This window comes from Pseudochelatococcus sp. B33, from assembly GCF_053570585.1.
In genome coordinates this window covers 1-24,484 of sequence record NZ_JBSEFH010000030.1, presented here as the reverse complement: position 1 = coordinate 24,484, position 24,484 = coordinate 1, and the positions used below count along the sequence as shown (strand labels likewise).

The 24,484-nt window shown below is 62.1% G+C and carries 23 protein-coding genes; 14 read left to right on the top strand and 9 right to left on the bottom strand.

Going from position 1 to position 24,484, the window contains the following annotated elements:
• The first annotated feature begins 84 nt into the window (after positions 1-84).
• The 5 genes from ACUSIJ_RS25270 to ACUSIJ_RS25250 all read left to right on the top strand — a co-directional run bounded on the left by ACUSIJ_RS25270 (position 85) and on the right by ACUSIJ_RS25250 (position 5,496).
• Positions 85-1,041: a Bug family tripartite tricarboxylate transporter substrate binding protein gene (locus tag ACUSIJ_RS25270; protein WP_449311197.1), complete on the top strand. Its 957-nt coding sequence runs from the start codon at positions 85-87 to the stop codon at positions 1,039-1,041.
• A 193-nt stretch (positions 1,042-1,234) separates the two neighbouring features.
• Complete coding sequence (locus ACUSIJ_RS25265; RefSeq protein WP_449311196.1) at positions 1,235-2,035, top strand: arylmalonate decarboxylase; 801 nt, start codon at positions 1,235-1,237, stop codon at positions 2,033-2,035.
• Positions 2,036-2,084: 49 nt separating this feature from the next.
• On the top strand, positions 2,085-2,564 hold the full coding sequence (locus ACUSIJ_RS25260; protein WP_449311195.1) for a tripartite tricarboxylate transporter TctB family protein: 480 nt from the start codon (positions 2,085-2,087) through the stop codon (positions 2,562-2,564).
• Positions 2,564-4,087 carry a tripartite tricarboxylate transporter permease gene (locus ACUSIJ_RS25255; RefSeq protein WP_449311194.1) on the top strand — a complete coding sequence of 508 codons (1,524 nt, stop codon included), beginning with the start codon at positions 2,564-2,566 and terminating at the stop codon, positions 4,085-4,087. The genes ACUSIJ_RS25260 and ACUSIJ_RS25255 overlap by 1 nt, the downstream gene beginning before the upstream one ends.
• Positions 4,088-4,146: 59 nt before the next feature.
• A complete protein-coding gene (locus ACUSIJ_RS25250) occupies positions 4,147-5,496 on the top strand; it encodes an amidohydrolase family protein (RefSeq protein WP_449311193.1) in 1,350 nt (449 codons plus the stop codon).
• A gap of 172 nt (positions 5,497-5,668) precedes the next feature.
• Here ACUSIJ_RS25250 and ACUSIJ_RS25245 read toward each other — a convergent pair whose 3' ends face one another.
• Together ACUSIJ_RS25245 and ACUSIJ_RS25240 are read right to left on the bottom strand one after the other, a co-directional pair.
• The gene (locus tag ACUSIJ_RS25245) at positions 5,669-6,673 is read right to left on the bottom strand and encodes an NmrA family NAD(P)-binding protein (protein WP_449311192.1); all 1,005 of its coding nucleotides are present in this window, start codon (positions 6,671-6,673) and stop codon (positions 5,669-5,671) included.
• Between the two features lie 127 nt (positions 6,674-6,800).
• Positions 6,801-7,658, bottom strand: coding sequence for a LuxR C-terminal-related transcriptional regulator (locus ACUSIJ_RS25240; RefSeq protein ID WP_449311191.1), 858 nt, complete (start codon positions 7,656-7,658; stop codon positions 6,801-6,803).
• Positions 7,659-7,897: 239 nt separating this feature from the next.
• Here ACUSIJ_RS25240 and ACUSIJ_RS25235 point away from each other — a divergent pair, with 239 nt between their 5' ends.
• From ACUSIJ_RS25235 to ACUSIJ_RS25225, 3 genes are all read left to right on the top strand, one after another.
• Positions 7,898-9,127 carry an acyl-CoA dehydrogenase family protein gene (locus tag ACUSIJ_RS25235; RefSeq protein WP_449311190.1) on the top strand — a complete coding sequence of 410 codons (1,230 nt, stop codon included), beginning with the start codon at positions 7,898-7,900 and terminating at the stop codon, positions 9,125-9,127.
• 251 nt (positions 9,128-9,378) lie between these two features.
• Positions 9,379-10,170 carry an alpha/beta fold hydrolase gene (locus tag ACUSIJ_RS25230; RefSeq protein ID WP_449311189.1) on the top strand — a complete coding sequence of 264 codons (792 nt, stop codon included), beginning with the start codon at positions 9,379-9,381 and terminating at the stop codon, positions 10,168-10,170.
• 23 nt (positions 10,171-10,193) lie between these two features.
• Complete coding sequence (locus tag ACUSIJ_RS25225) at positions 10,194-10,640, top strand: cupin domain-containing protein (protein ID WP_449311188.1); 447 nt, start codon at positions 10,194-10,196, stop codon at positions 10,638-10,640.
• A gap of 239 nt (positions 10,641-10,879) precedes the next feature.
• Here the strand turns inward: ACUSIJ_RS25225 and ACUSIJ_RS25220 are convergent, their stop codons facing one another.
• Complete coding sequence (locus tag ACUSIJ_RS25220) at positions 10,880-11,887, bottom strand: AraC family transcriptional regulator (RefSeq protein ID WP_449311187.1); 1,008 nt, start codon at positions 11,885-11,887, stop codon at positions 10,880-10,882.
• Between the two features lie 225 nt (positions 11,888-12,112).
• Here ACUSIJ_RS25220 and ACUSIJ_RS25215 point away from each other — a divergent pair, with 225 nt between their 5' ends.
• The 5 genes from ACUSIJ_RS25215 (at position 12,113) to ACUSIJ_RS25195 (ending at position 15,970) form a co-directional block, all read left to right on the top strand.
• Positions 12,113-12,541, top strand: coding sequence for a cupin domain-containing protein (locus ACUSIJ_RS25215; protein ID WP_449311186.1), 429 nt, complete (start codon positions 12,113-12,115; stop codon positions 12,539-12,541).
• 138 nt (positions 12,542-12,679) lie between these two features.
• Positions 12,680-13,084, top strand: a complete 405-nt coding sequence (locus ACUSIJ_RS25210) for a nuclear transport factor 2 family protein (protein ID WP_449311185.1) — start codon at positions 12,680-12,682, stop codon at positions 13,082-13,084.
• A 12-nt stretch (positions 13,085-13,096) separates the two neighbouring features.
• Complete coding sequence (locus ACUSIJ_RS25205) at positions 13,097-14,287, top strand: hypothetical protein (RefSeq protein WP_449311184.1); 1,191 nt, start codon at positions 13,097-13,099, stop codon at positions 14,285-14,287.
• 109 nt (positions 14,288-14,396) lie between these two features.
• Complete coding sequence (locus tag ACUSIJ_RS25200) at positions 14,397-14,879, top strand: flavin reductase family protein (RefSeq protein WP_449311183.1); 483 nt, start codon at positions 14,397-14,399, stop codon at positions 14,877-14,879.
• A gap of 92 nt (positions 14,880-14,971) precedes the next feature.
• A complete protein-coding gene (locus ACUSIJ_RS25195; RefSeq protein WP_449311182.1) occupies positions 14,972-15,970 on the top strand; it encodes a SphA family protein in 999 nt (332 codons plus the stop codon).
• 147 nt (positions 15,971-16,117) lie between these two features.
• Here ACUSIJ_RS25195 and ACUSIJ_RS25190 read toward each other — a convergent pair whose 3' ends face one another.
• The 5 genes from ACUSIJ_RS25190 to ACUSIJ_RS25170 form a co-directional block, all read right to left on the bottom strand.
• A complete protein-coding gene (locus tag ACUSIJ_RS25190; protein ID WP_449311181.1) occupies positions 16,118-17,749 on the bottom strand; it encodes an amidohydrolase in 1,632 nt (543 codons plus the stop codon).
• Positions 17,750-17,830: 81 nt separating this feature from the next.
• Positions 17,831-18,607, bottom strand: coding sequence for an ABC transporter permease (locus ACUSIJ_RS25185; RefSeq protein ID WP_449311180.1), 777 nt, complete (start codon positions 18,605-18,607; stop codon positions 17,831-17,833).
• Entirely contained in the window at positions 18,600-19,409 is an 810-nt protein-coding gene (locus tag ACUSIJ_RS25180; protein ID WP_449311179.1) for an ABC transporter permease, read from the bottom strand. Before ACUSIJ_RS25180 ends, ACUSIJ_RS25185 begins: the two co-directional genes overlap by 8 nt.
• Positions 19,409-20,404 (bottom strand): ABC transporter substrate-binding protein, encoded by a 996-nt coding sequence (locus ACUSIJ_RS25175; protein ID WP_449311178.1) that lies wholly within the window; start codon positions 20,402-20,404, stop codon positions 19,409-19,411. The genes ACUSIJ_RS25180 and ACUSIJ_RS25175 overlap by 1 nt, the downstream gene beginning before the upstream one ends.
• Positions 20,405-20,449: 45 nt before the next feature.
• Positions 20,450-21,196 carry an ABC transporter ATP-binding protein gene (locus ACUSIJ_RS25170; protein ID WP_449311177.1) on the bottom strand — a complete coding sequence of 249 codons (747 nt, stop codon included), beginning with the start codon at positions 21,194-21,196 and terminating at the stop codon, positions 20,450-20,452.
• 390 nt (positions 21,197-21,586) lie between these two features.
• Between ACUSIJ_RS25170 and ACUSIJ_RS25165 the strand changes: the two genes are divergently transcribed.
• Positions 21,587-22,522 carry a LysR substrate-binding domain-containing protein gene (locus ACUSIJ_RS25165; RefSeq protein ID WP_449311176.1) on the top strand — a complete coding sequence of 312 codons (936 nt, stop codon included), beginning with the start codon at positions 21,587-21,589 and terminating at the stop codon, positions 22,520-22,522.
• A 102-nt stretch (positions 22,523-22,624) separates the two neighbouring features.
• Here ACUSIJ_RS25165 and ACUSIJ_RS25160 read toward each other — a convergent pair whose 3' ends face one another.
• Positions 22,625-24,304, bottom strand: coding sequence for an AMP-binding protein (locus ACUSIJ_RS25160; RefSeq protein ID WP_449311175.1), 1,680 nt, complete (start codon positions 24,302-24,304; stop codon positions 22,625-22,627).
• Positions 24,305-24,484 lie beyond the last annotated feature (180 nt).

Genomic DNA, 24,484 nt, shown 5'->3' with positions numbered 1-24,484 from the left:
ATTATAGGCTCAAAATATATGGTTGACTAGTAGATGATTTCATCGCAGCTTAATTGCATAATCAGAAATGCACGGAGCGGAACAATGCGTCTTTTCATCTCAACCGGTCTGGCCCTGTCGCTGCTCACGGGCAGTGCCCTGGCCCAAGCTTTCCCCAGCCAGCCGGTCACCATGGTGGTCGGCTTCGCCCCCGGCGGCGGCATGGATACGATGGCCCGCCTTGTCGGCGGTGCGATTTCGCCCGAACTCGGCCAGCCGATCATCGTCGAGAACCGGCCCGGTGCCGCCGGCACCCTGGCCCCGACCTATGTCGCGTCCGCCAAGCCCGACGGGTACACGATCTATGCCGGCGAAACGTCCGCCGTCCTGGGGCCGGTTTTCCAGAAGAACGTTGGTTACGACCCGGTCAAGAGCTTTACGCCGATCGCCCGCATCGCCGTGGCGCCGCATGCGCTGGTTGCCAATCCCGGGGTGGGCGTGTCGACAGTCGCGGAGTTCATCGATCTGGTCGCGGCGAACCCGGGGAAGTATTTCTACGCCTCACCCGGCATTGCAACGCTTCAGTATCTGGCCGGCGAGATGCTCAAGGATGCTGCCAAGCTCGACATCGAGGCCGTTCACTTCCAGGGTGGCTCGCCTTCTGTAACGGCTGTCGTCTCGGGTGAAGTGCCCTTCGGTATCGTGAGCCTCAGCGCGGCTGTCGCCCAGGCCAAGGGCGGGAACCTCATCATCCTCGGCCACACCGGTCCGGAACGCATCGAGGGCTTCGAGGACGTGGCTCCTATCGCCGAGACCATCGAAGGTTTCGAGGCCATGCCGAGCCAGTTCATCATGGCCCCCGCGGGCACCCCGCCAGAGGTCGCCGGCCGGCTCACCGACGCCGTCGCCCTCGCCTACAAGAACGACAAGCTTCCTGAACAGCTGCGGAATTCCGGACTGATCCCCGCTTTCCAGACCGGTGAGGAAGTGGCTGCGGAATTCCCCGCGATCGCCGAAAAACTGACTGAAGTCGCCATCGGCATTCGCGACGCGAACCCGTAAACGCGGATCCCGCAAAGCTCCTGTACCGTATCGGCCCGCCCGAGCGGGCCACTCCTTCCGCTCCTGTCCGGGCGTGGACGGCCACCGCATGCGCGGAACGCAACTCCAGACTGGAGCGGGTTGCACAATTGTTGAATAGCGACCAGCGACCAACTCAAATTTCTATAATTTTCCGTAGCTTGCGTTCAATTTGATGCTCGAATTCAACGCAAACCACTTCAATGACGGGACTATCATGAGCGTGACCATTGGCATGATCGTACCACCAGCCGGCGATGCAGTTCCGCGCGAGGCCTACGGACTCTATCCGGAGGGCGTGCGGTTCGTTGCCCGCAGTCTTGTCCTCAGGGAACTGACCTTGGAAGGTTACAGCGCGGTCATCGATCGCGTGGCCGCGCTCGCGCGGGATCTTCGCGAAAGAGACGGCGCCGACGCGATCGCGCTCATGGGGACGTCGCTGAGCTTCTATGCGGGTCCCGGCTTCAACGACAGCCTGGTCGAGGTGATCGAACAGGCCGCCGGCGTGCCGGCAACGACGATGAGCAACGCCGTCCGCGATGCCTTGCGGGTGGTCGGCGCGCGGAAAGTCTCGGTGGGGACAGCCTATTCCGAGACCGTCAACCGCAAGCTGGAAGAATTCCTGACAGATGCGGGTTTCGACGTCCTCCACATCGGCGGCCTCGACCTGACCACCGTCGAGTCGGTCCAGGCGATCAGGGCCGATGATGTCATCGATCTTGCATTCGAAGCCGATCGCAAGGCCTCGGGCGAGGCCGATGCCATCCTGATTTCGTGCGGCGGCCTGCCGGCGCTCGATCTCACCGCCGCTGTCGAGCCTCGCCTGGGCAAACCCGTCGTCGCCAGCGCGACAGCGGGTGTGTGGGCGGCGGTTCGCCTGCTGGGCATAAGCGGAGAAAGCCCCGCTCTCGGTCGGCTCGGCCGTGGCCCTGCGACTGAGACGCTTTCCGACCCAATGGAGGCACCTGATCGATAGGGCTCGCTCGACATAGAACTGTAGGACGTCCACACAGAGGATGGGAACAATGACAACAAGTCTGGATCCAAAGGTCGACGGGCACCGGACGGGCTGGAACGACATCATCGCAAGCCTCGTCATCATCGTCGTTTCACTTGGCTTCGGTTATCTGGCCATGGGATACGGGATCGGATCCGCCCGCCAGATGGGAGCGGGTTACTTCCCTCTCCTTCTCTCCATCACCGGCGCCATCCTTGGCGGGATCTCTCTCGTCGTGGCGGTCGTCGCACCGTCCCCGACCGACGAGACGTTTGACCTTCGGCGTTTTCTGTTCGTCTGCGCCGCCTTCGTGGTCTTTGCGCTCGCCATCCGGCCGGCCGGCCTGCTCCTGACGATCATCATCACCACCCTAGTGGCCTCGTTCGCCCACCGCGACGCCAAGTTCGTCGAAAGCGTCGCCTTGGGCATCGGGGTGGCCCTCGCGATCTGGCTGATCTTCGTCGTCCTGCTCGGACTGCCCGTCCGTGTCTGGCCCGGAGGCTTCTGATGGATATCCTGGCGCTCCTCGCGGATGGGTTTGCGACGGCGTTCACGCCGACGAACCTGTTCTACTGTCTTCTCGGCGTCACCGTCGGCACGTTCATCGGCGTGCTGCCGGGGGTGGGCGCCATGCTGGGCATCGCGCTCCTGTTGCCGGCAACGTTCTACCTTCCGCCCGAGACTGCGATCATCATGCTCGCCGGCATTTACTACGGCGGCGAATACGGCGGCGCGATCACCTCGATCCTGATTAACGTCCCGGGCTCGACCTCGTCCGCCATCACGGCCCTCGAGGGCAACAAGATGGCCAAGCAGGGCCGCGCGGCGGTGGCGCTGTTCGTGTCGGCCATCGCCTCGTTCATCGGCGGATCGTTCGGCATCGTGCTGATGATCCTGTTCTCGCCGGCGATCAGCCGCTTCGCCCTGTCGCTGAACTCGGCGGACTATTTCTCCATCATGGTGCTGGGGCTCGTCGCCGGTGCCTTCGTCGCCAAGGGATCGCTCCTCAAGGCGCTGATAGCGGTGGTGGCCGGTACCCTGTTCGGCATGATCGGCACCGATCTCAGCACCGGCGTGCAGCGCTACACCCTCGATGTTCCCGACCTCGTCGGGGGTCTCGACATCGCCCTGGTGGCGATGGCGCTGTTCGGCATTCCCGAGATCGTCACGGCGACGGCCGAGCTCAGGGTCAATAGGGCGCGCTTTTCACTCCGGCTGCGCGACATGCTGCCGACGCGCGAGGATGTCCGGCGGAGCGTCGCCCCGGTCGGCCGCGGCAGCGTGCTCGGCAGCATTCTCGGCATTCTGCCCGGCACCGGCGCGACAATCGCCTCCTTCATTTCCTACACTACCGAGCGGCGCATCTCGCGCGAGCCGCAGCGGTTCGGCAAGGGTGCGATCGAAGGTGTCGTCGGGCCGGAAGCGGCGAACAACGCTGCAGCCCAGACGAGCTTCATCCCGACCCTGGCCGTCGGTATTCCGGGCACGCCAACGATGGCCCTGATGCTGGGCGCGCTGATGATCCAGGGGATTCCGCCCGGTCCGGAAATGATGACCCGCCATGCCGACCTTTTCTGGGCGCTGATCGCCAGCTTCTGGATCGGCAACATCCTGCTGCTGGTGCTCAACATTCCGCTGGTCGGCCTGTGGGCCAAGCTGGCCAACATCCCGCACCGCTTTCTCTTTCCGGCGATCATCTGCCTGATCGCCGTGGGGGTCTACAGTTCGACGCTCAATACGTTCGACGTCTATCTCGTCCTCGCGATCGGCGTTCTCGGCTGCGGAATGGCTCTGGCGGGATTCGAGGCCGCCCCGTTCCTCATGGGCTTCATCCTCGGTCCCATGATGGAGGAAAATCTGCGCCGCGCCATGCAGCTAGGCCGGGGCGATCCGATGCTGTTCCTGTCGCGGCCCGTCAGCCTCATCTGTCTGATGATCGCGCTGGTTATCCTGCTTGCACCTGTTATCGCCTATGCCCGTGCCACGGCGCGGTTGCACAGACAGAAGGGTCAACATCCGACGACGCGCTGATATCCGCAATATCGCAGGTCTTGCAATTCTATCCCGCGAGAAAGCCAAGGAGTATAGCGATGACCAAATTGACCCGACGCAATGTCAATAATCTGATCGGTGCCCTCATCGTCAGCGGAATTGCACCAAAAGGTGCGCATGCACGGAACTACGGCAGTGGCGGCACCAAACTGGCAATGACCAATGTGCGCATGTTACTTGACGAGAAGATGTCCGCTCCCGGGACTCTCATAATCGAAAACGGCATCATTACCTCGATTCATGCTGAAGAGGATGGAACGACAAACGCCCTGAAAAATGCGCAGGTCATTGACTATCAAGGCCGCTACCTGATCCCCGCCTTCACTAGCAATCATGCGCATGTCGGGCTTATCAAAGGCAGGACTGCCGGCCGGCACAATTTCACCCCGGAAAACGCCTACGCGGCGCTGCGCCAGTTTCAGGCCTATGGCATCGGGACCGTGGTCTCGCTGGGCATGTCCCCAACACCCGAACCCGAAACACACGAGAAAATGCGCAATGATCCGCGACATGGCGCATCTTTCATGACGGCTGGCGCGGGAATTTTCGCGCCTGACGGCCTGTCTCCGCGTCCGAAACTCCCGGAGGAAGCACGGCAGGTTGTTCGCGAGACGGCACAACAACCTATCGATATCATCAAATTGTGGGTCGATAAATTTGGCCCGATCGAACCAATGAGCGAGGAATGTTTCCGAGCGGCCATCGATGAAGCGCATCAACTGGGCTTTGCCGTCGCCGCGCATGTCTACACGCTCGATCACGCGAAAAAACTGGTCGCCGCAGGAGTGGACGTTCTGGCCCACGGCGTGCGGGATACGGAGGTTGATCAGGATTTTATCGACGCCCTCCGCGACAGCGAAACATGGTATATTCCAACGGTTCATTTGGACGAAGCGACTTATATCTTCGCCGACGAACCTTCGATGCTCGACGACCCGTTTCTGCAATCCGCTTTGAGTCCGGAACTGAAGGCGCAGTTCGAAAATACCGATTGGCGGAGCAAGACGGTTGCCAGCGAACGGGCCAAGAAAGCCCGCCGTGATGTTGAGATGAACCGGCGAAACTTGTCGAAATTGATCGAGGCGGGCAGGGTGAAATTCGGCTTCGGTGCGGATGCCGGTGCGTTTCCCGAACGCCTTCCCGGTTTTGCCGAACATCGCGAACTGGAACACTTCGTTGCCGCTGGTATGACACCCGGCCAAGCGCTAAGCACCGCGACCGAACACGCCGCCGCATTGCTGAAACTGACCGACCGGGGCAGGATCGCAGAGGGTCAACGCGCCGATCTGATCGTTCTGGACGCCGACCCGCTTGAGGATATCACCAATACGCGGAAAATCCACTCAGTCTGGCAGCAAGGCGAGTTGGTCTCTGTAGGGACGCCTTAGCTGAAGCTCTGTCGTGCCGGCTACTCTCCAGAAGGGTGAGGATTACTACATCGATCTTCTAACCGATCCAGGAGCCAACGCGACGAGCCAGGACCAGTGGGCTGGCATCATGTGAGCACCTCATCCTACTATAAGCTGATCGAGGCCGGGAAGGACATCTTCGGCTATGGGTTCATCCAGCCCGTGCGTCAGGAGCGGGCTTCTCCTCGGCGACGCGCGTCAGGTAGCGGTAGATCGTCGTTTGCGAGCATCCGAGCCTGTCTACTATCTGCTTTACCGGCCGCCGCGCCCGGTGATCTGTCCGCGCTAACCCCTCACAGGCCGATATCGTCGAGCCACTGGCGCGTCGCCCGTGGGTCAGGCCGAGACGTTTCTGTGCGCCCTGTCTGAGGTCGGAAGTATAGCCGGCCACCGACGCTAAACCCGTGTAAAGTCCCACGACCCCGGCGGCAGCGACCCCGATCAGCAGCTTGATCGTCTCGCCGAATTGCTGTGGCGTGACAGCCTCGTAGCGCACCTCCTTGCCGAAACGGGCGGCGAAGGCGTCGGCCAGCTCCCGGCCGGTGATGGGCGGAAGCTGGCCGACAGCCACCACGCCGCCGACATCGGTCCGTTCGAACAGCGCCGCCGCCACGTCCGCGTTGTCGAGATGCGACGACCACGAGACCGGAAAGTCGGCGCGCAACGGATAGCGCAGCACGCCGGCCGACCGGGCGCCTTCGATCACCGGCGGCAGGAGCAGGTTTTCGAGGAACAGACGTGCGGAAATCACGGCATGGGAAAGGCCGGACTCCTTCACACCGCGCACAGGGGTCTGGATGGCCGAACCATCCGGCTGTTGCAGGGATAATCCGGGATCGTCGACGATCTGGCCGCTGGTCGAGATCACGACCCGATCCGGCCGCGCCTTCGCCAGCGCCGCAACCATATTCTGCGCATAGACCTTGCGAGCCTCTTCCGACCCGAGCGGCAGATGCACGAACACCCCCGCTGCGCCGCGATAGGCATCGGTGAGCTGGTCCACAGAAGTGTACTCGGCAACTGTGATGGGGACGTCACCCAGATCGCGGTCGCGACGGCTACGGGTCACGGCCACGACGGGCTTGCCCGCCGCCCTGAGCGTGGAGAGGACGGGATTGCCCTGGGCGCCGGTCGCGCCATGGATGATATAGGTCATGCGCTCACCTCGCTAACAATGCTCCGGAGCCGCATCCCCGCCCCGGTCTGGCCGGCATTGCGCGGCTCCATGACTCATCTCTAGGCTCGCGGCCCTCGTTGCGTGCTGGATGCATCGAACATCAATCTTAGAAGTAATCCGGGCAGGCTTCAGAAAGCTGGAACTTGGGCGAAGGAGCGACTGTCAGTCCTTCCATGTCGAGGGGGCTGGTGTTTCGGACACTTCTTCCAACTTGTGCCATCTTAAGCATCGCAGTGGCGAGTTCGGTTCGATTTTGGGCCTGGAAGCGCCTGCACAGTGCAGCGACATGTTCCTTCACGGTGTGGTGTGAAATCGCCAGTGTGCGAGCAATCTCCTTGTTGGTCTGCCCTCGACACACAAGCTCGGCTACCTGCGACAGCCTTGGTGGCAATTCGGAGAGTGTGGCGGTGTTTATGTCCGAACAGTCACACACATCGAAGGTTACTTGTAACCCATAGTCAGAGGTAATCCTGCGTAAAGCGATAGCCGCCGCCCGGCAGATGAAATCGAGGCGCTCCTCGCGCACGGGATCAGGCTCCGCCTCGTCGATATCAGCGGTATAGATCAAGCCAGCCAAGCATGAATCGATAAAGACCGGGCCACACATATTCGCCTGGAAGCCCCAGCGATGCAGCAGATCTTCCATGAGTCGCACGTTCCAGCTCCGGGAGGAGCGCAGAATGGAGCCAGCAACCGAGCGCCTGTGTCGCATCAGCATCTCGATCATTGGGTCGTGAGAAGCCAGTTTTATGCGATACTCGTCAAGGAACCCGCGTGGCGCGTTGTGGCTGTAAAGCAGATAGGGTTTACTGTCGCGGATCAGATATAGGCCTAGTACCGGCGCGTGAATCAGTTCTTTGACCGCACGGTGACAAGCCGCACCCAGTTCGTCGAGCGTGCTGCTTTCGGCAATCGCTATGACCAAGCTGAACAGGTGCGCGTCCGGAGGGTCAATAGCGGGCATCGCTCCCTCCCGGTTCTTGTTTGAGACGCAGGCCGCAAGCTTGCAATGGATCCTAGCCTCCCCCGGCTGAGTTAAGAGTAAAGTATAGCGCCATCGTGTCGGCGCATTCAAGGTTGCAGGCGGGCCTCTCCGAACGCTGCGGCTATCCCCCCATGCGGGGGGCTTGGGTACAGAAGGTATGTCCACTTATTGTCCAAATAGAAGAATTTCGCCGCAATGGCGATACCAGAGAGGACAATATGAACATCTCCACTGCCCGAAAAAGTACTCCGGATCTCGTTGAAGCGACGTCCTTCCATGCGCGGCTCGCTGATATACTGCCCTTGATCGAAGCCAAGGCGGAAGAGTCCGAGCAACTCGGCAGGATGGCGGACGAGGTTGTATCGGCCCTTCGTGCCGGCGGTTTTTATTCGATGCTGTTTCCGCGCGAAGTTGGCGGAGCTGAACTGAAGCCGGTCGACGTTGCTTCTCTGCTGGAGAGGATCTCCTACGTCCACGCGTCCGCCGGCTGGTGCACTATGGTCAACAACATGGAAGGTGCCGCAATGGCAATTTACCTTGACCAGAAGGGCATCGACCAGGTTTTCCGCGAACGCCCCGACATCACGATTGCCGGTAACGGTGTGCCGCGTGGCTTCGCCCGTCCGGTTGACGGGGGCTACATGATCAAAGGCAACTGGGCGTATGGAAGCTCCATCTTCCATGCCGAATGGATCCATTCCGGCTGCTTCGTCACTGATGCCGGGGGCAAGGAGAAGCTGATCCAGGAAAACGGATCGCCAAAAATCATCGTCGCCCATCACCCGCGCTCAACGATACGACTACTTGGGAACTGGGACGTGATCGGCCTGAGAGCGACTGGAAGCTTTGACTATACCTTAGCGACTGACGAAGAACTTTTCGTTCCAGACTATATGGTCTACGATTTTAACGTTACTGCGCCGCGCCGCGGCACCGTGCAGGGAAATCTGGGCCTTGCCGGCTATAGTGCGCTTGTCCACACTGCCTGGGCGACCGGCGTCGGGCGACGTGTGCTCGACGAACTGACGCTTGTGGTCCGCCAGCGCCAGGATCCGTTCGGGAAATCGTCGGAAAGCGCCAGCCTCAAGTTCCAGTTCGCACAGGCACAGGCGAAATATCGTGCTGCGCGCGCCCTCGTCTACGAGAGCTGGAATGCGGTTTCGGACAGCGTTGCACAAGGCCATGCCCCGTCTCTGGACCAGATGACAATTGTCAAGCTGGCTCTCCGCCATGTGCACGACATCATTTCGGAAGTAGGCACCTTCGCGCACCGCGCAGCTCGCGGTGCCTCCCTGCATAACACGGTCATGCAGCGCTTTTACCGCGACATTCATGCGGGCACCCAGCACATATTGCTCGCTGACCAGATTGTCGAGGAATGCGGGCGTGCTCTTCTTGGCCTGCCCGGGGAAAGTGCGAAGTGGACAGTCTTCGGTATCGACGGTTAGAGCGATTTCCGATCAAATGGAATCATTTGATCGACAGGAAATCGCTCAGAATTAAGGATCGCAGAGCATCTTCTGATCCAAAGTGATCGAAAAATACTCCAGCGACGCCTTCTGCGCCAGTGCGGACGAATTGGCACCGGACACGGCCATGTCGGAGCTGCTGCGAGCGCGCGTGGCCAATGCAGCTGAGCAATTCGCCACCCTGATCCGTAACCCGATCGCGACAGCGACGTAATGAGAGGCTTCCGATAATGGACCATCACGACACCTTAGTCTCGCCCTTCGACAAGATAGCTTACCAGGTCAACGGGACGAATGTCGTCGCGCTGACAGCCGGAAAGGGGCCCGCGCTGGTGTTCCTCCATGGAACAGGTACATTTCCCGGCTTCGACATGGCTTTGGAATGGGCTCGTACGCACCGGGTTGTCATTCCGTTCCATGCCAATTTTGGCGAATCCGGTGACAACGAAACGGTTGTGACCGTCGAGGACCACGTTCTCCACTATATGGATCTGTTCGATCTGCTCAAGCTCGACGGCTTCGCGCTGGCCGGCTTCTCGTTCGGTGGATGGATCGCAGCAGAGTTCGCCATCCGCCAGCCAGACCGCTTGACGAGGCTTGTTCTTGCGGCGCCGGCCGGACTGGTGGTGGAGGAGGCGCCAGCGCCTGACCTGTTCAATCTGTCAATCCACGAAGTGCCGAAGTACCTGACCCACGACCCCGACATCGCGCTTCGCTTCTTTCCGAAGCAACCTGATCCACAGTTCAACGCCAAGCTCGGCCGTGAAATGCAGGGTCTGGCACGTGCGCTGGTGCCAGCCCCGCATGGCAATCCCCGGCTAGCGACGTGGGCCCATCGCATCCGCATGCCAACGCTGCTTATGTGGGGAGAGCATGATCGCCTCATGCCCGTGGCGCACGCAGCGCACTGGCAGAGGCTGCTACCCGACTGCAGACTGGAATACGTGATGGGCGCCGGTCATCTGATGTTCGAGGAGCGGCCGGATTGTGCCCACATGGTGACCTCGTTTCTCGCAAACTGACAACAACGATAAAGGAATATACTATGACATTGATATCAGCAGGGATTACCGGCTCGTCGGAAGCCCTGAACGGCGTCGTCTGGAGTATTCTCGGACAGACCTATACGCTCAAACAGATCTCCGAGCATTCAATGGCATGGCATGCCGAGTTCCCTCCCGGCACTTTTGTGCCGCCGCATGTCCATCCCACGCAGGACGAATTCGTTTATGTGCTGGGTGGACAGTACACCATTTGGCTTGATGGACGCGAACTGGTTGCCAATCCCGGCGATTTGGTGCGCATGTCGGAGGGAGTGCCACACGCCATCTTCAACAAGGGCGACGTCACCGCCACGAGCCTTTTCTGGGTCTCGCCAACAAGAAGCCTGAAGGAACTGTTCAAGCACATCCATCAAGTTCCCGACCCGCAAGAAGTCGTGCGGATCGCCGCTAAGTACGAAGTCGATTTCCTACCATTGCCCGAGTCATGAGCCGTTGCGCCGTCATGAAGCCCCCAGCAAAGGCACCTCCGGCCAGCCAACCCGGAAAGAACCGCTCACCCACCTCAAGTCTTGCCGAAGACGCCCTTGTGAATACGTCACTCCTACGCCGGGCGAAGGATGTGCCGGGTGTACTTGAGCACCTCCTGACGCAGCCCTTGGAGGAGTTCGGATGCTGGGACGCCGCGCTCGGCCTGATGACGGGAGAGAATGAGTCCATTCCGCAGACTTCAGGGAAGACGCCGCAGCGTCTGCGATGGCAGCTCACCGTAGCGTCTTCGATAGACCTCGGCGAAACGGCCAAGGTTCGTGAACCCCCATCTCAGAGCGATGTCCGTGACGGACGCCGCGCCCGATGCAGACAGCAGGTCGTCCCGGACGGCCTCCAGCCTGATGGTCCGCAGCGAAGCCATGGGAGTTGTGCCGCGGAAATGCCGGAACCCCTCGAACAGAGTGCGTATGCTCACGCCGGCGGCAGCGGCGATATCGCCCACGGAAATGGCGTCCCCGGCGCGTGCCGCCATGAACTCCTCGGCCAGACGGACATGCCGCGGCGCAGCCGGACTGGCCGGTGCTGCCAGCGCATCCGAATAATTGTTCGGAAATCTGGTCAGCAGCAGGGTCATGATCGTTTCTTCAAGACACCGTCCGCCCCACTGCGACCGGAAGAACGTATCGTCCTGCTCGGCTTCCGTGATGATGAAGTCGAGCAACCGCCGATATCCCGGGTCGCGTCCCGCGGCGACGGTCGGATCGGGCAGGAACTCGATCGGCAGCCTCACACGATCGTTCAGCAACGATGCGAGGTGTTGCTCCAGCGCCGGGCGCTCGACCTTGAGGACGAGCTGTGCCGAAGAGGCGGCCCATTTCATCTTCAGGCCCAGCGTCGCGGAACTGACGACATCCATGCCGGGCGCAGCAATGAGGTCCCGCCGGCCCACCCGCATCTCGCAGGGGCTGCGGTCGATGGAATGCACCATGAACCAGTTTTCCGGCTCGCCAGCGTCGATCGCCACGTCTTCGCCGTAGGTGATGTAGCTCAGCGCCAGCCGCCCCATGGGCACAAAATTCTGCCTGCACGACAGTTGCCGCCTCCGGCCTGCGTAATCAATGTCGTGGCGGCAGAAGACGCTGCCCACCTTCTCACGGGCCTCGTCGATATCCGTGGTCTGGAAGAGGAGATGGCGGGCGATCGGCGTTGAATTCCTGCCATGGGATGTTGAGACATTTTCCCGCATAATTCGTACATTCCCTGCGGAGAACGGATAGACGGCCGGGAGCAGATAGTTTCAGCTTAAAACATATAGAAACGTTCAAACGCGACATTCGTCAAGGGGACAAGAAGCTAAAAAAACAGGCCATCGGGAACATCGGGAAAGCAATTCCTGATGCGGGAGGACTTATGCGTCCCGTTCCCCGAGCAGAAGTGATTCAGCGCAAGACAATCAACAAGGGGAAAGGTCATGAATTTCAGCAAAGGCATCATTGTCCACGGCGACGGCCTCAATGGTCAGAAATGGACCATCCTGGGCCAGCCCTATCGGCCCCTGCATCTGGCGCCATCCTCGCTGCTCATGCATGCGGAATTCGGGCCGGGCAGCTTCGTGCCGACGCATATCCACGAGACGCAGGACGAAATCCTCCATATTCTTGAAGGCGTGATGGAATTTGAGCTGGAGGGCCGGACCATCAAGGCAGGCGCCGGTGATACCGTCTCCCTGCCGATGGACATCGCGCACGCGCTCTACAACCGGTCGGATGCGGTGGCACGGGCGCTGGTGGTCGTTTCCCCGAGCGGCAGGATGTATGACTACATGATCGCGATCAGCGGATTGAACGATCCCGCCGAGGTCGTCCGGCTGGGTGCCGAGCACGAAATCCGGTTCGTCTGAACCCCGTTCGGGCGGAGCGCCCCCGCGAGGGCGCCGCAATCGTTTCCAACAGGAACAGCACGTTGATACGAGTCCAGCCTCATGGTCGGGTCTCGGCCTCACGTGCCTTGAAATAATAAAAATCGCTGAGGAGAACGCATGATAAGCGTAAGGGAGACGGTCGAGGACTTCTGGAAAGGTCACAGCACCGATGACCGCGATGCGCTGAAGCAAATCGTCTCGAAAGACCTAACCTGGATCGTGGTGGGAGGAACAAGCCCGATCGCGAAAACCTATCGGGGGTGGGACGGATTCTTCGGTGAACTGCTCGACGGGCTGGCACGGGCCTTCGAGCCGGGCACGCTCGATATGCAGCTCAAGGGGCTTTATGCCGACGAGGAAAAGGGCGTCGGCGTCCTGCATATCGAGGAATCCGCCACGCTGCGGAACGGCAATACGATCGCGATCGAGATCGTCGACGTGATGACCGTGCGCGACGGCAAGGTCGTCGAGGTGCGCGAGGTCATGGACCTTGCTGCCGTCAACAAGGCCTTCGGATTCTGAGGGGAGGACAGGATGTCAGGTGCTTACAAGAACGAACTGACGGCCCAGATCATCGCCCGCGTGCATGAGATCGGCCCGCTCCTGCGCGACAATGCGGCACGGGCGGACCGGGAGCGGCGCGTTCCCGAAGCGTCGCTCGCGGCGCTTGAAACGACCGGGGTCTTCGGCATCAACACGCTGATGGCAAACGGCGGGCAGGAGGGCGGGGCGCGGATGCTGCTCGACGTGACGAGCGCTATCGGCCGATATTGCACCAACGCGGCCTGGATTTCGGTCATCTCCAGCGTTTCGTCGCTGCTGACGCTGCGTTTTCCGCAGCCGGTGCGCGAGCGGGTCTTTCGCGACGGCCGGCCGGTGCGCATGGCCTCGGTCATCGTCGGATCGAGCAATACCGCGGTGCGCGACCGCAACGGCTATCGCGTGACGGGTGAGTGGCCGTTCGGTTCCAACATCCTGAACTCGGAATGGGCCATCGGCGTCGTCCAGATCCGCGAGAGCCCGGATGCGCCGCACGAGCCCGGCTACGTGCTACTGCACAAGGATCAGTACGCCATCAAGGATACCTGGTTCACGATCGGGATGCGCGGCACCGGCAGCAACAATTTCGTCGCCGAGGATCAGTGGATTCCCGCGGATCAGGTCATGCGGGCCGAGGTCCTGCTGGGGCCGGGTTTCGAGGCGGCCGCGGACTCGCATTTCCTGCAGCGGCTCGCCCCGGTCTCGATGTTTCCGACGGTCATCATCTCGGGCCCGCTCGGCGCGGCGAAAGCGGCGCTCGAACTGACGGCGCAGGCATCGTCCAGACGGCCGGTGACCTATTCGAAATACCAGCCGCAGAACACCTCCGGCGCGTTCGTTCAGGGGATCGGCGCAGCGGCGGCGAAGATCGACACCGCCGAGATGTTCCTGCAGCGCGCCGCCGACCTCATCGACGCCGCCGCCCAAGGAACGACGCCGCTGTCGCTTCAGGACCGGGCGCTGGTCCGCAACTGCTGCGCCCACGCCACCCACAACCTGGCCGATGCGATGAACGACATCGCCTGGCTGCACGGCACCGCGCTGTTTGCCGAGGCCAACCCGCTCGGCCGTCTCTGGCGCGACGTGAACACGGGCGTTCGCCATGCCATCGCCGCGAGCCCCCTCTGCTACGAAATCGGCGGCGCGGCGGTCCTCGGCATCGATCCGCCGACGCCGCTGGTCTAGAGGCCGTCAGGTCCCATGGTGAGGGCGACGGGCCGACGCAGGATCGGACAACACATGATCGGGGACCTCCACGATGACCCAGACACATCCGATGACAAATGCACATCCGATGGCCAATGCCTTCCGCGACGCGTTCCGCCGCCACCCGGCGGGGGTGGCGATCATTACCGCTGACACGGAGAACGGTCCGGTCGCGCTGACCGTCAGTTCGCTGATTTCGGTCAGCGCCTCGCCTCCGGTGGTCGCCTTTTCACTGTCGTCGTCTTCGCGCGCCTCGGTGGCGATCGTGAAGGCAGGGACGATGGTCATCCACTTCCTGCGCTATGCCGATCAGGATCTGGCCCGGCTCTGCTCCGCCAGCGGCGCCGATCGCTTCGGCCCAGGGATCGACTGGGAGCGTCTGCCCACCGGAGAGCCGCGCTACCGGAGTGTCGAGACCTGGTTCCGCGCCCGATTGCAGAGCACGACGCCTGTTGAAGGCGCGACGCTGGTCACCGCCATTCTCCTGGAAGGAAACGTGGCCTCCGAGACGGAAAGCACCGGGATCGATGCGCTCGTTTATCTGGACCGGCGCTGGCACTGCCTGGGCTGACGGCAAGTCGGCACGGCCCGCGGCCGGCAAGCGCCTTTCCGGCGCAAGTTCTCAATATCAGCGAGCAATTATCAATCAAAAAGGGGAAAGCCATGATATTGGATGTCAGACGCGAAGCGAAACAGATCGGGTCCACAGGGAATCCCCGGCATAGGCTTTTCGTTGGCCTGACCTGCGCCTTTTCGGTTCTTGCGGCAACCGAGCTTCGCGCCTATGACCTGCCGACCGTCAACCTCGGCCTGACGAGCTTTCTGGACGGCGCGCCGCCCTCCGGGCCGGGATGGTACGCGGCACAGTATTTTCAATATTACACGGCGAGCAGGCTTGCCGACAGCCAAGGGAATCGCCTCGGCCTCCCCAAACAGGACCTTTCAGTCTTCGCCGGGCTCACCCAGTTCCTTTACCTGTCACCGGCGAGGCTCGGGCCGGGTTCATTCGGCATCAGCCTCCTCGTCCCTTATGTGCTGGGGGCGGATGTCGATGACGGTCTCGGCGGAGCGGCACTCAGGGCGGAACGGGGACTGGCGGACATCGTCATCGGCCCGTTCTACCAGTTCGACCCGGTCATGGGACCAAACGGCCCGCGTTTCATCGCGCGCATCGAAGCCTCGGTCATTGCCCCGACCGGGCACTACGACCGGAGCGCGGCCGTTAATCCCGGGGCGAACTTCTGGTCCTTCAATCCCCATATCGCCGGCACCTTCTTCATCACGCCGAAATGGACGCTTTCCGCCCGGCTGCATTACCTGTGGAACGCCACCAACAACGATCCGGCGCTCTCGCATGGCCCGGGCGTGTTCAAGACGCGCGCCGGGCAGGCCGTGCATGCGAACTTCGCCACCGAGTACGCGGTGATGGACAAGTTGCGGATCGGGCTGAACGGCTACTGGCTCCAGCAGACCACAAACACCCGGGTGAACGGCCTGAGCCAGTCCGGCAGCAAGGAACGGGTATGGGCGCTCGGCCCCGGCGCCGTCTACGGTTTTGACAAGAACAATTTTCTGTTCGTCAACGGTTACCATGAATTTGCCGCGCGGAACCGGCCGGAGGGGCAGAGATACGTGCTGCGTTACGTCCATCACTTCGAATAGCACCCATTCCGATACCTTCCCTAAGTTTCCCGCCCTCATGTCTGCAGGCATGAGAGTCTTCGTTTGTCGGTCGTGCATGAACGGCTTGCGGGGAAGCGCGTATCGGCGTTGATACGCGCTCCATCGCATCATCACTTCGGATACGGATTATAATATTATTCTTGGTTCCTGGTGGACAACCTTGCCGCCAAGCAACGTCATCAAGGCCCGCGTGTCACGGATCGCATCGTCGGGTACCTCCAGGATGTTCTGGCTCAGCACCACCAGATCGGCCAGTTTGCCCGGCTCGATGGTGCCGCGCTCGTCCTCGACCCCCATGATGCGGGCGTTGTTTACAGTGTACAACTCCAGCGCCTCGCGGGCGGTGATACCCTGATCCGGCCCCAGGCAGTCGCCCTGCAGCGTCTTGCGGGTGACCATCCACCACATGCTGATGAAGGGATCGGCCGGCAGGATCGGCGCATCGGTGCCGCCGCCGACCAGCAGTCCCTCGTCGATCATCCGCCGTATCGGGGTCGACCATTCGGCCCGCTCGCGGCCCCACCATTTCACCTTGTTGGCGCCCAGCAGTACGCTCTGGTCCTGCACCGTGACCAGAATTCCGCCTTCGCGGATCCTGGCAAACACCTCCTCGGTCGGGTTGTGCAGATGCATGACGACCCAGCGCAGATCACGGATTGGTACCTCCTCGGCCGCCGCCAGATAGCAGCGCACGATGGTGTCGATCGCATCATCCCCGACGCCATGGGTCTGGGCTTGCATTCGCGCCCCGGCCACCAGCTTGAGGCATTCGATGAACTCCGGCTCGCCTCCCGGCGGCAGCAGCGACAGACCCCAGTATTCGGGATCGTTCTGTTCGCCGGGGACGATCCGATAGGGATCGTAGTGCCGCGCCCCCTCGACGCCGCCGTCGAGCATGAATTTCACTCCGACATAGCGCAACATGTCGTCATCACGAAAATCCGTGTAACCAATACCGATTTTCGTCTCGGCCAGGTTGTTGGCGCGGTACATCAGATCGGTGCGGACGGTCAGTTGGCCGGCCTCGCGTAGACTCTCGTAGACCGCGATCTGATGCGGATTCAGCCCGGGGTCCATGGTGGCCACGATGCCGTAGCCGTTCAGCAGCGTCATCGCGTCGCGCAGCAGTTGCTTCTCGGTTTCGGCCGGCGGTGGCGGTGGCAGGACCTTGCGCAGCATGTAGGAAGCGGTTTCCAGCAGCACGCCCGTCGGACGCGGCGAGCCAATCTCGCGCACGATCAGCCCTCCCGGAGGGTCGGGCGTATCCTCGGAAATGCCGGCCAGTGCGAGCGCTTGGGAATTGGCGCTGCCGACATGGCCGCCCCGCGGCACGAAGACCGGATGATCGGGCGCCACGGCATCGAGTTCGTCCCTGCCCGGCAGGCGGTTTTCCCGCAGCAGGCTCTCATGCCAGCCCATCCGGGCGATGATCCACTCGCCGGGCGGTGTGACGGCGGCACGTTCGGCGATCGCCTCCTGCACTTCCGCGATCGACCGGCAGTCGATCAACGGAACGCAGGGCGCCTGCATGGCCATCATGTAGAGGTGGAGATGGGAATCGAACAGCCCGGGCACCACCGTCCTGCCGCCCAGATCGATGATGCGGGTATCAGCGCCCGCCGTGGCCAGAACCTCGGCGTCGGTTCCGATCCGCTCGAACCGGCCATTGATGATGGATACCGCCTGCGCCGCCGAAAAGGCCGCGTCCACGGTGAGGATGTTGCCGTTATGCAGGATTGTATCGGGTTGGCGTGTCATGGAATCCCCCTGTTCAGGTTGAGTTTTCCTGCCCAGCCGCACGGGATGCGGCCGGTGCATGGCATTTCGGGAACAACAAGATCAACTGCCGCGCCGGACCGAGTAGCGCAGGGCCAGCGGGCGCAGGACGAGGCGGTCTACCGACGCGAAGATGAGCACGATGACCAGGCAGCAGGCGAAGACCAGGGTCGCGTCCGCGCGCACCTGCGCCTGCATCAGCAGATACCCGAGACCCGACGGCGCCCCGAACAGTTCGGATACCAGGGCGATCTTCCAGGCGATGCCGTAGGCCACCCGCAGCCCCGCTATCAGAAAGGGCATCACCAGCGGCAGCACGAGCCGCAGGAACAGCCGCCGGCGCGACCGGGTATAGCTGCGGCCCATTTCCATCAGTTCCGGGTCGAGCTGCCGCAAGCCTTCGAGCACGTTGATCAGGCAGAAGGGCAGGACGATGACCACCTGGATGAAGATCACGGTGCCGCTGGAAATCTGGAACCAGATCACCGCCAGGATCGCCCAGCCGACCGAGGGGAAGCTGTTGAGGAAGGTCAGCAGCCGCCGCTCCACCATCTCCTCCAGCACGGGGAAGCGTCGCGTCAGCAGCCCGATCGCCACGGCGATCACCGTGGCCAGACCGACCGCCGTCCCCACCCTCAGGAAGCTGATGGCAGCATGGGTCATCAGCCGGGGATCGTAGCCGAATTCGAGCACCTTGGAGAATACCGCCATCGGCGACGGCATGACGAACGCGGGCATGTTCCTGGAAAGCAACCACCAGCCGAGGATGACCAGAACGACGCCGCCGTCGGTCACCAGGCGCCGGGTCATCGCCTGGCCGGGGGCAAGCAGGCTATTCACGCGCGAACCTCCGTTTCAGTTGTCGCTGGATCTTCGCGAAGAACAGCACCTCGGACAGATAGACGAAGAGGATGATGAAGCAGATGATCGCGAAGATCATTTCGGTGTGGAATTCCTGCCGGGCGGCATTCAGCATGTAGCCCACGCCGGAATTGCCGCCGAACAGCTCGGCCGTCAGCACCACCTTCCACGCCACGCCGAAGGCCGTGCGCAGGGTCGCGAACAGATACGGGACCAGCATCGGCACCGTGAGCTTGAAGAAGATCCGAACCGGATCGCGGGTCAGGCTGCGGCCGAGCTCGCCGATCTCGTGATCCAGCTCCTCGAGACCGGTGCGGATGTTGATGATCGCGAAGGGGATCAGGATCAGCGTCACCGCGAAGATCACGGTGCCGGAGGTCACCCCGAACCACATCATGGCCAGAAACAGCCAGCCGATGCCGGAAAAGGCGTTCAGGAACGGCGTCAGCCGGTCGTCGATGAAGCCGCTCACCGGCCACCAGCCATGGGACAGCAGCGCGAGCGCAAAGCCGATCACGACGGACAGCGCGATGGACGACAGCACGTGATAAAGCGAATAGAGGAGTTGCAGGCGCGTGTCCGGCTCGGCGATGATGGTCAGCATGAGCCGGGCGACAAGATCGGGACCCGGCACCTGATAGGCCGGGACGAAGAGCGAATAGATCCACCAGGCGGCCAGAAAGGCCAGCGTAGCCCAGTTAGCCACCCACTTCTGACGGCTGCGGGCGCGCTTGCGCGCCTGCAGGTCATCATGCGCGTCGAGATTGGCTGCCCCGGTCATCACTCGCGGATCGGCCCTTCGAAGACCGCCTTGTCCCAGACCGCCTTCCTGGCCGCGACGTGCGGCACGTCCAGCACGCCGAGGGCGGTGGATTCCTCCCAGAGCAGGTCGATCGCGTCGAGATCGTTCTGACTGATGAAGACGGGAATGGTGGCGAACTGGTTGAACCAGGTGGTGAAGAAGCCCGGATCGATGCTTTCCTCCTTGCCCACCGCGGCGAAGACCTCGTCCTGATTGGCCAGCGCATAGTCCACCGACTGGCGGAACAGCCGCAGGAACTCGGTATAGCTGTCAGGATCCTGCGCCAGCTTGTCGCCGTATCCCACCAGCACCGACGTCACCGGCCGCACGCCGAATTTCTCGGCGATTGCCTTGCCCGTCTGCGCCACCGGCCGGAACTCGCCGGACTGCATGGCCTTGTAGGCCTGCGCATGCAGCAGTGTCGCGGCGTCGACATTGTCCGCCGCAAGTGCCGTTGCCAGCGCGGTTTCGGGTAATTCCACGAACTGGAAGTCGCCGTTGCGGGCGTCGACATTGAAGCCCCACGCCCTGTTCAGGGCGATGCGGTTCAGCGTCATGCCGGCGCTGGACAGCGTGTAGACCCCGAGCCGCTTCCCGCGCAGGTCCCCAGGCTCCTTGATGTCACTGTCGGCTTTGACCCAGACGCCGGCTCCCAGCCCCGCCTCGTGGCTGCGCTGCGCGATGCCGATGATCTGCAGCGGCAGGCCGCGGGCATTGGCACGCGGCAGCGCCATGGCCGCGGCCTCGACCACATCGAAAGTGCGGGCCGCGATCGCCTGTTGCAGCGCGGCGATATCGAGCGGCGTCACCTCCACCTTGATGCGTTCGGAAGTCACGATGCCCTGCTTGATCGCGTAAAGCGCGGCCTCGTGGCTGGGATTGGCAAGATGCGAGAAAGTGATCGTCTTCTGCTGCGCAAAGGCGCCAGTGGCAGCCATTGCACCCAGAAGGGCGCCGACGACAAGTCTGATCATGTATGCCTCCGGAATGAATTTATGTTGTCGTGCTGTTTCGTTGGGTCACATCATGGCGAAGAGCCGCAAGAGCTCGTCACGCTTGTCGAGCAGGCGGCGGTCGCTCAGAATGTCGCGGGGACGCGGCTCATTGACCTCGATCACCGCCGCGACACGGGAAGGCTTGCCGGAAAACACCACGATCCGGTCAGCCAGATAGAGCGCTTCGTCCATGTCGTGGGTAACGAAGATCACCGTCTTGCGGGACTGTTGCCACAGCTCAATGATCTGGTCGCGAAGCCGCAGGCGCGTGTTGGGGTCCAGCGCCGAGAACGGCTCATCCATCAGGATGATCTCCGGGTCCAGCGCAAGCGCCCGCGCGATGGCGACCCGCTGACGCTCGCCTCCCGACAGCATCAGCGGCATCTTCGCCATGTCCTTGCCGAGCCCGACGCGCTCCAGCTGTACCCGGGCGCGCTCCTCGCGCTCGGCCCGTGGCACGTCTGGCCTCCGCATCTCGATGCCGAAGGCCGCGTTGGCGAGCGCGTTGCGCCAGGGCAGCAGACGCGGCTGCTGAAACACGTAGGCCAGATGATCGGCCGCGGCGGCGGGTGTCTTGTCCGCCACCGTGACGACACCGGTCTGGACCGGCAGTAGATCCCCAATCAGCCGCAGGGCGGTCGACTTGCCGCAGCCCGAAGGCCCCAGAAGACAGAGAAACTCGCCCCTGGCGACATTGAAGGTGATCTCGTCATAGATCGCCATTCCCCCCAGTCTCAGCCCCACTTTGGAAAAATTGATGATCGGCTGCATGATTCATCTCCGTGATCGCGCCAGCCGCGCGGATCTGCAGGAACGACATGAGACGACAGACCGTCACCCCGGAAGCGGAGTGCGCAACATGGTGAGGCCCCTCTCGTTTTTTTAATCTTGAAACAAATCCTAGACCGCTTCCCCAACATGTAAAGCAGGATTCTCGATAATATCTGGCAGGCGGATCGAGGCCCCCGCCCGGACGGAGAGTTTCAGTTTCACTATCCCGCCGAAGAGAATCCTTAAAAAATATTATTTGATTACAATCATTAATGACCACCATCCCATTTCCTGCCGAACCGGACCGGGGCGCGCGCATCTTGTCCCTTGACACATCGTTTCGAATTCAGAACTTTCTATCCTGAAAATAAAACACAGGTGGCAGCCCGTATGCATGACGATCTCGCCTTGCTTTCCTTGGTGATCGACGCTGGCGGATTCAGTCGCGCCAGCGCCCACGCCGGCATTCCGAAGTCGCGGCTCAGCCGCCGTATCGACGAACTGGAGAAACGGCTCGCCGTGCGGCTGATCGACCGCTCGTCGCGTCATTTCACGCCAACGCCGATTGGGCTCGAACTGGCCCGACGCGGCGAGATCATTCGGGCCGAGGGCGAGAATGCGTTGAGAATCATCCAGGAAAGCCTGTCGAAGCCGACAGGGGCACTGCGCATCGCGAGTCCCGCGCTCATCACCGAGCAGGTCATCGCGGATTTCTGCGTTGACTTCTCTGTTCGCAATCCGCTGGTGACCATTACCCTCGACACCACTGACGGCTCCAAGCCCGCGGCGATGGATGCCTATGACATCGCTCTGATCGCATCGCGGGGGGAATTGCCGGATACGGACATGATCGCCCGCCGCCTGAAGCAGTCGGAATATGCGCTTGTCGCCAGCGATGCCTGGTTGCAAGCCGTTCCCCCCATCAGGGAGCCGGCTGACCTGATCGGCCTGCCCGCCATAGGATGGTGGGAGGAGGAGCGCACGTCGATCTGGCGCCTGGTCTCGCACGCGGGCGAGGTGGCCGAGATCAATGTCCGGACCCGGATGATCACCAACAACCTCATGGTCGCGCGCAAGGCCGCTCTCGGCGGATTGGGGATGACCCGCCTCCCCGTGACGCAATGCGCGTCGGACCTCGAAAGTGGCAGGCTGCGCCATGTCCTGCGCGGCTGGCGGCCACCGACCATCTCGATTCATGCCATTTACCGGACGAGACGGTCGCTGCAGCTGGCGGGCAGGATCTTCCTGGACGAACTTTCCCAGCACCTCCAGACTTACCAGCCCCTGCTCTCGGGGGCGGCGCTCCCGCGCGGGGCGAGGGAATGACGGCGCGGCCGGCCCGAATGGCCCCGCAGCAACGGACATCCGTCAGCTGGGCGGGCACCCGTGCCGACGCCCCCTCGCCGCATCGTTATGAACGGTCAACCGTCACGAGGCGTCCGAATTCGTCGTGTCTTCCTTGGCAAGCTTGCGCAGAACAGCGCGCTGCAACTTGCCGGATTGGGTCTTGGGCAATGCGTCGACGAATTCGATGGCGCGCGGATACTTGTAGGGCGCGAGGTCCCGCTTGACGTGGTCCTGCAATGCCTTGCGCAAGGCATCATCGCCGTTGAAGCCGTCGCGCAGCACCACGTAAGCCTTGACGATATTGCCCCGGTCGGGATCGGGCGCAGCTACGACGCCGCATTCCAGCACGGCTTCATGCGACAGCAGGCTCGCCTCGACTTCAGGTCCACCGATGTTGTAACCGGCGGAAACGATCATGTCGTCGCTGCGCGCCTGATACCAGAAGTAACCGTCCGCATCGCGGATGTAGGTATCGCCGGTAATATTCCAACCGTGTCGGACATAGACCGTCTGGCGCGGATCGTCGAGATAGCGACAGCCCGTGGGGCCACGCACAGCGAGATGCCCGGCGGTGCCGGCCGGTAGGGGATTGCCATTTTCGTCGATGACTTCCGCCTCATAGTTCTGCACCGGCTTGCCGGTGGCGCCGGGACGAACCGTCTCCTCCGGCGCTGCGATGAAGATGTGCAGCATTTCGGTGCTGCCGATGCCGTCCAGCAGAGTGAGACCGGTCGCTTCCTTCCAGGCGTTGAAGGTCGGCAGGGGTAGCGCCTCACCCGCCGAGACGCACTTGCACAGCGACGACAGGTCGTATTCCCCGATCCGGCTGAGGATCGCCCGGTAGGCCGTGGGAGCAGTGAAGCAGACGGTCGGCCGGTATTCACCGATGGCGCGTGCCAGGTCGTCGGGAGCAGTTTTCGCCGGCAGCACCGTTGAGGCGCCGACGCGGAAGGGAAACAATACCAGCCCGCCGAGACCAAAGGTGAATGCCAATGGCGGAGAACCGATGAAGCTGTCTTGCGTGTCGGGACGCAAGACTTCCTTCGCATAGCAGTCGCAGATGGTCAGCAGGTCACGGTGATAGTGAATGGTGGCCTTCGGCAGGCCGGTCGTGCCGGACGTGAAGCCGAGCAGACATGGATCGTTCGAGTAGGTGTCAACGGCCTCGAACGTATCCGGTGCGCCGTTGAGCAACTGACTGAGTTCGCCGCCGAGATTGCCCGACCACGTCACTACCCGCTTGAGGAAGGCATTGCCTCGCGCCGCCTCCTCCAGTTCGGCAGCCAAGGTCTCGTCGGCGAACGCCAGCGAAATCTCGGCCTTGTCGATCATCGGCCCCAATTCTTTCGCGCGCAGCAACGGCATGGTGGCGACGACGATGCCACCGGCCTTGATCACCGCGAGATACAATGCCACCATGGTCGGCGTATTGGCCGAGCGCAGCAGCACCCGGTTGCCCGGCACGAGGCCGAGCGTGCCGACGAGCACGTTGGCGAGACGGTTGATGATCCGCGCCAGATCCTCATAGCTCCAGCGCACGTCGGGCCCCCGGATGGCCAGCCGCTCTCCCCGGCCTTCGCGCACATGCCTGTCGACGAATTCGACGGTGGCGTTCAGACGCTCAGGATAGTTCAGCTTGTCGAGGTTGACGAAGGCTGGCAGGAGATGCGGCGGCGGCAGCCTGTCGAGGACGAACGTATCGACATGAGAAGTAGGACGGGAAGTCAGGCGCCCGCCCGGCGCAATGTCTGATTGTGACATGTCAATCTCCACCGTTTTCGCATCCTTTCCGCATATCCGACGCCGGTTCGACCTTGCCGTTCCCGCTGGTCTGACGCCGACTGCGGCTTCATTTCGACCATGGTGCATTCACACCCTTCCTCCGTTGCATGGATCAACTTATTTTTATGGTTGAAGTTTATCGATACAGGCGCCCCCAGG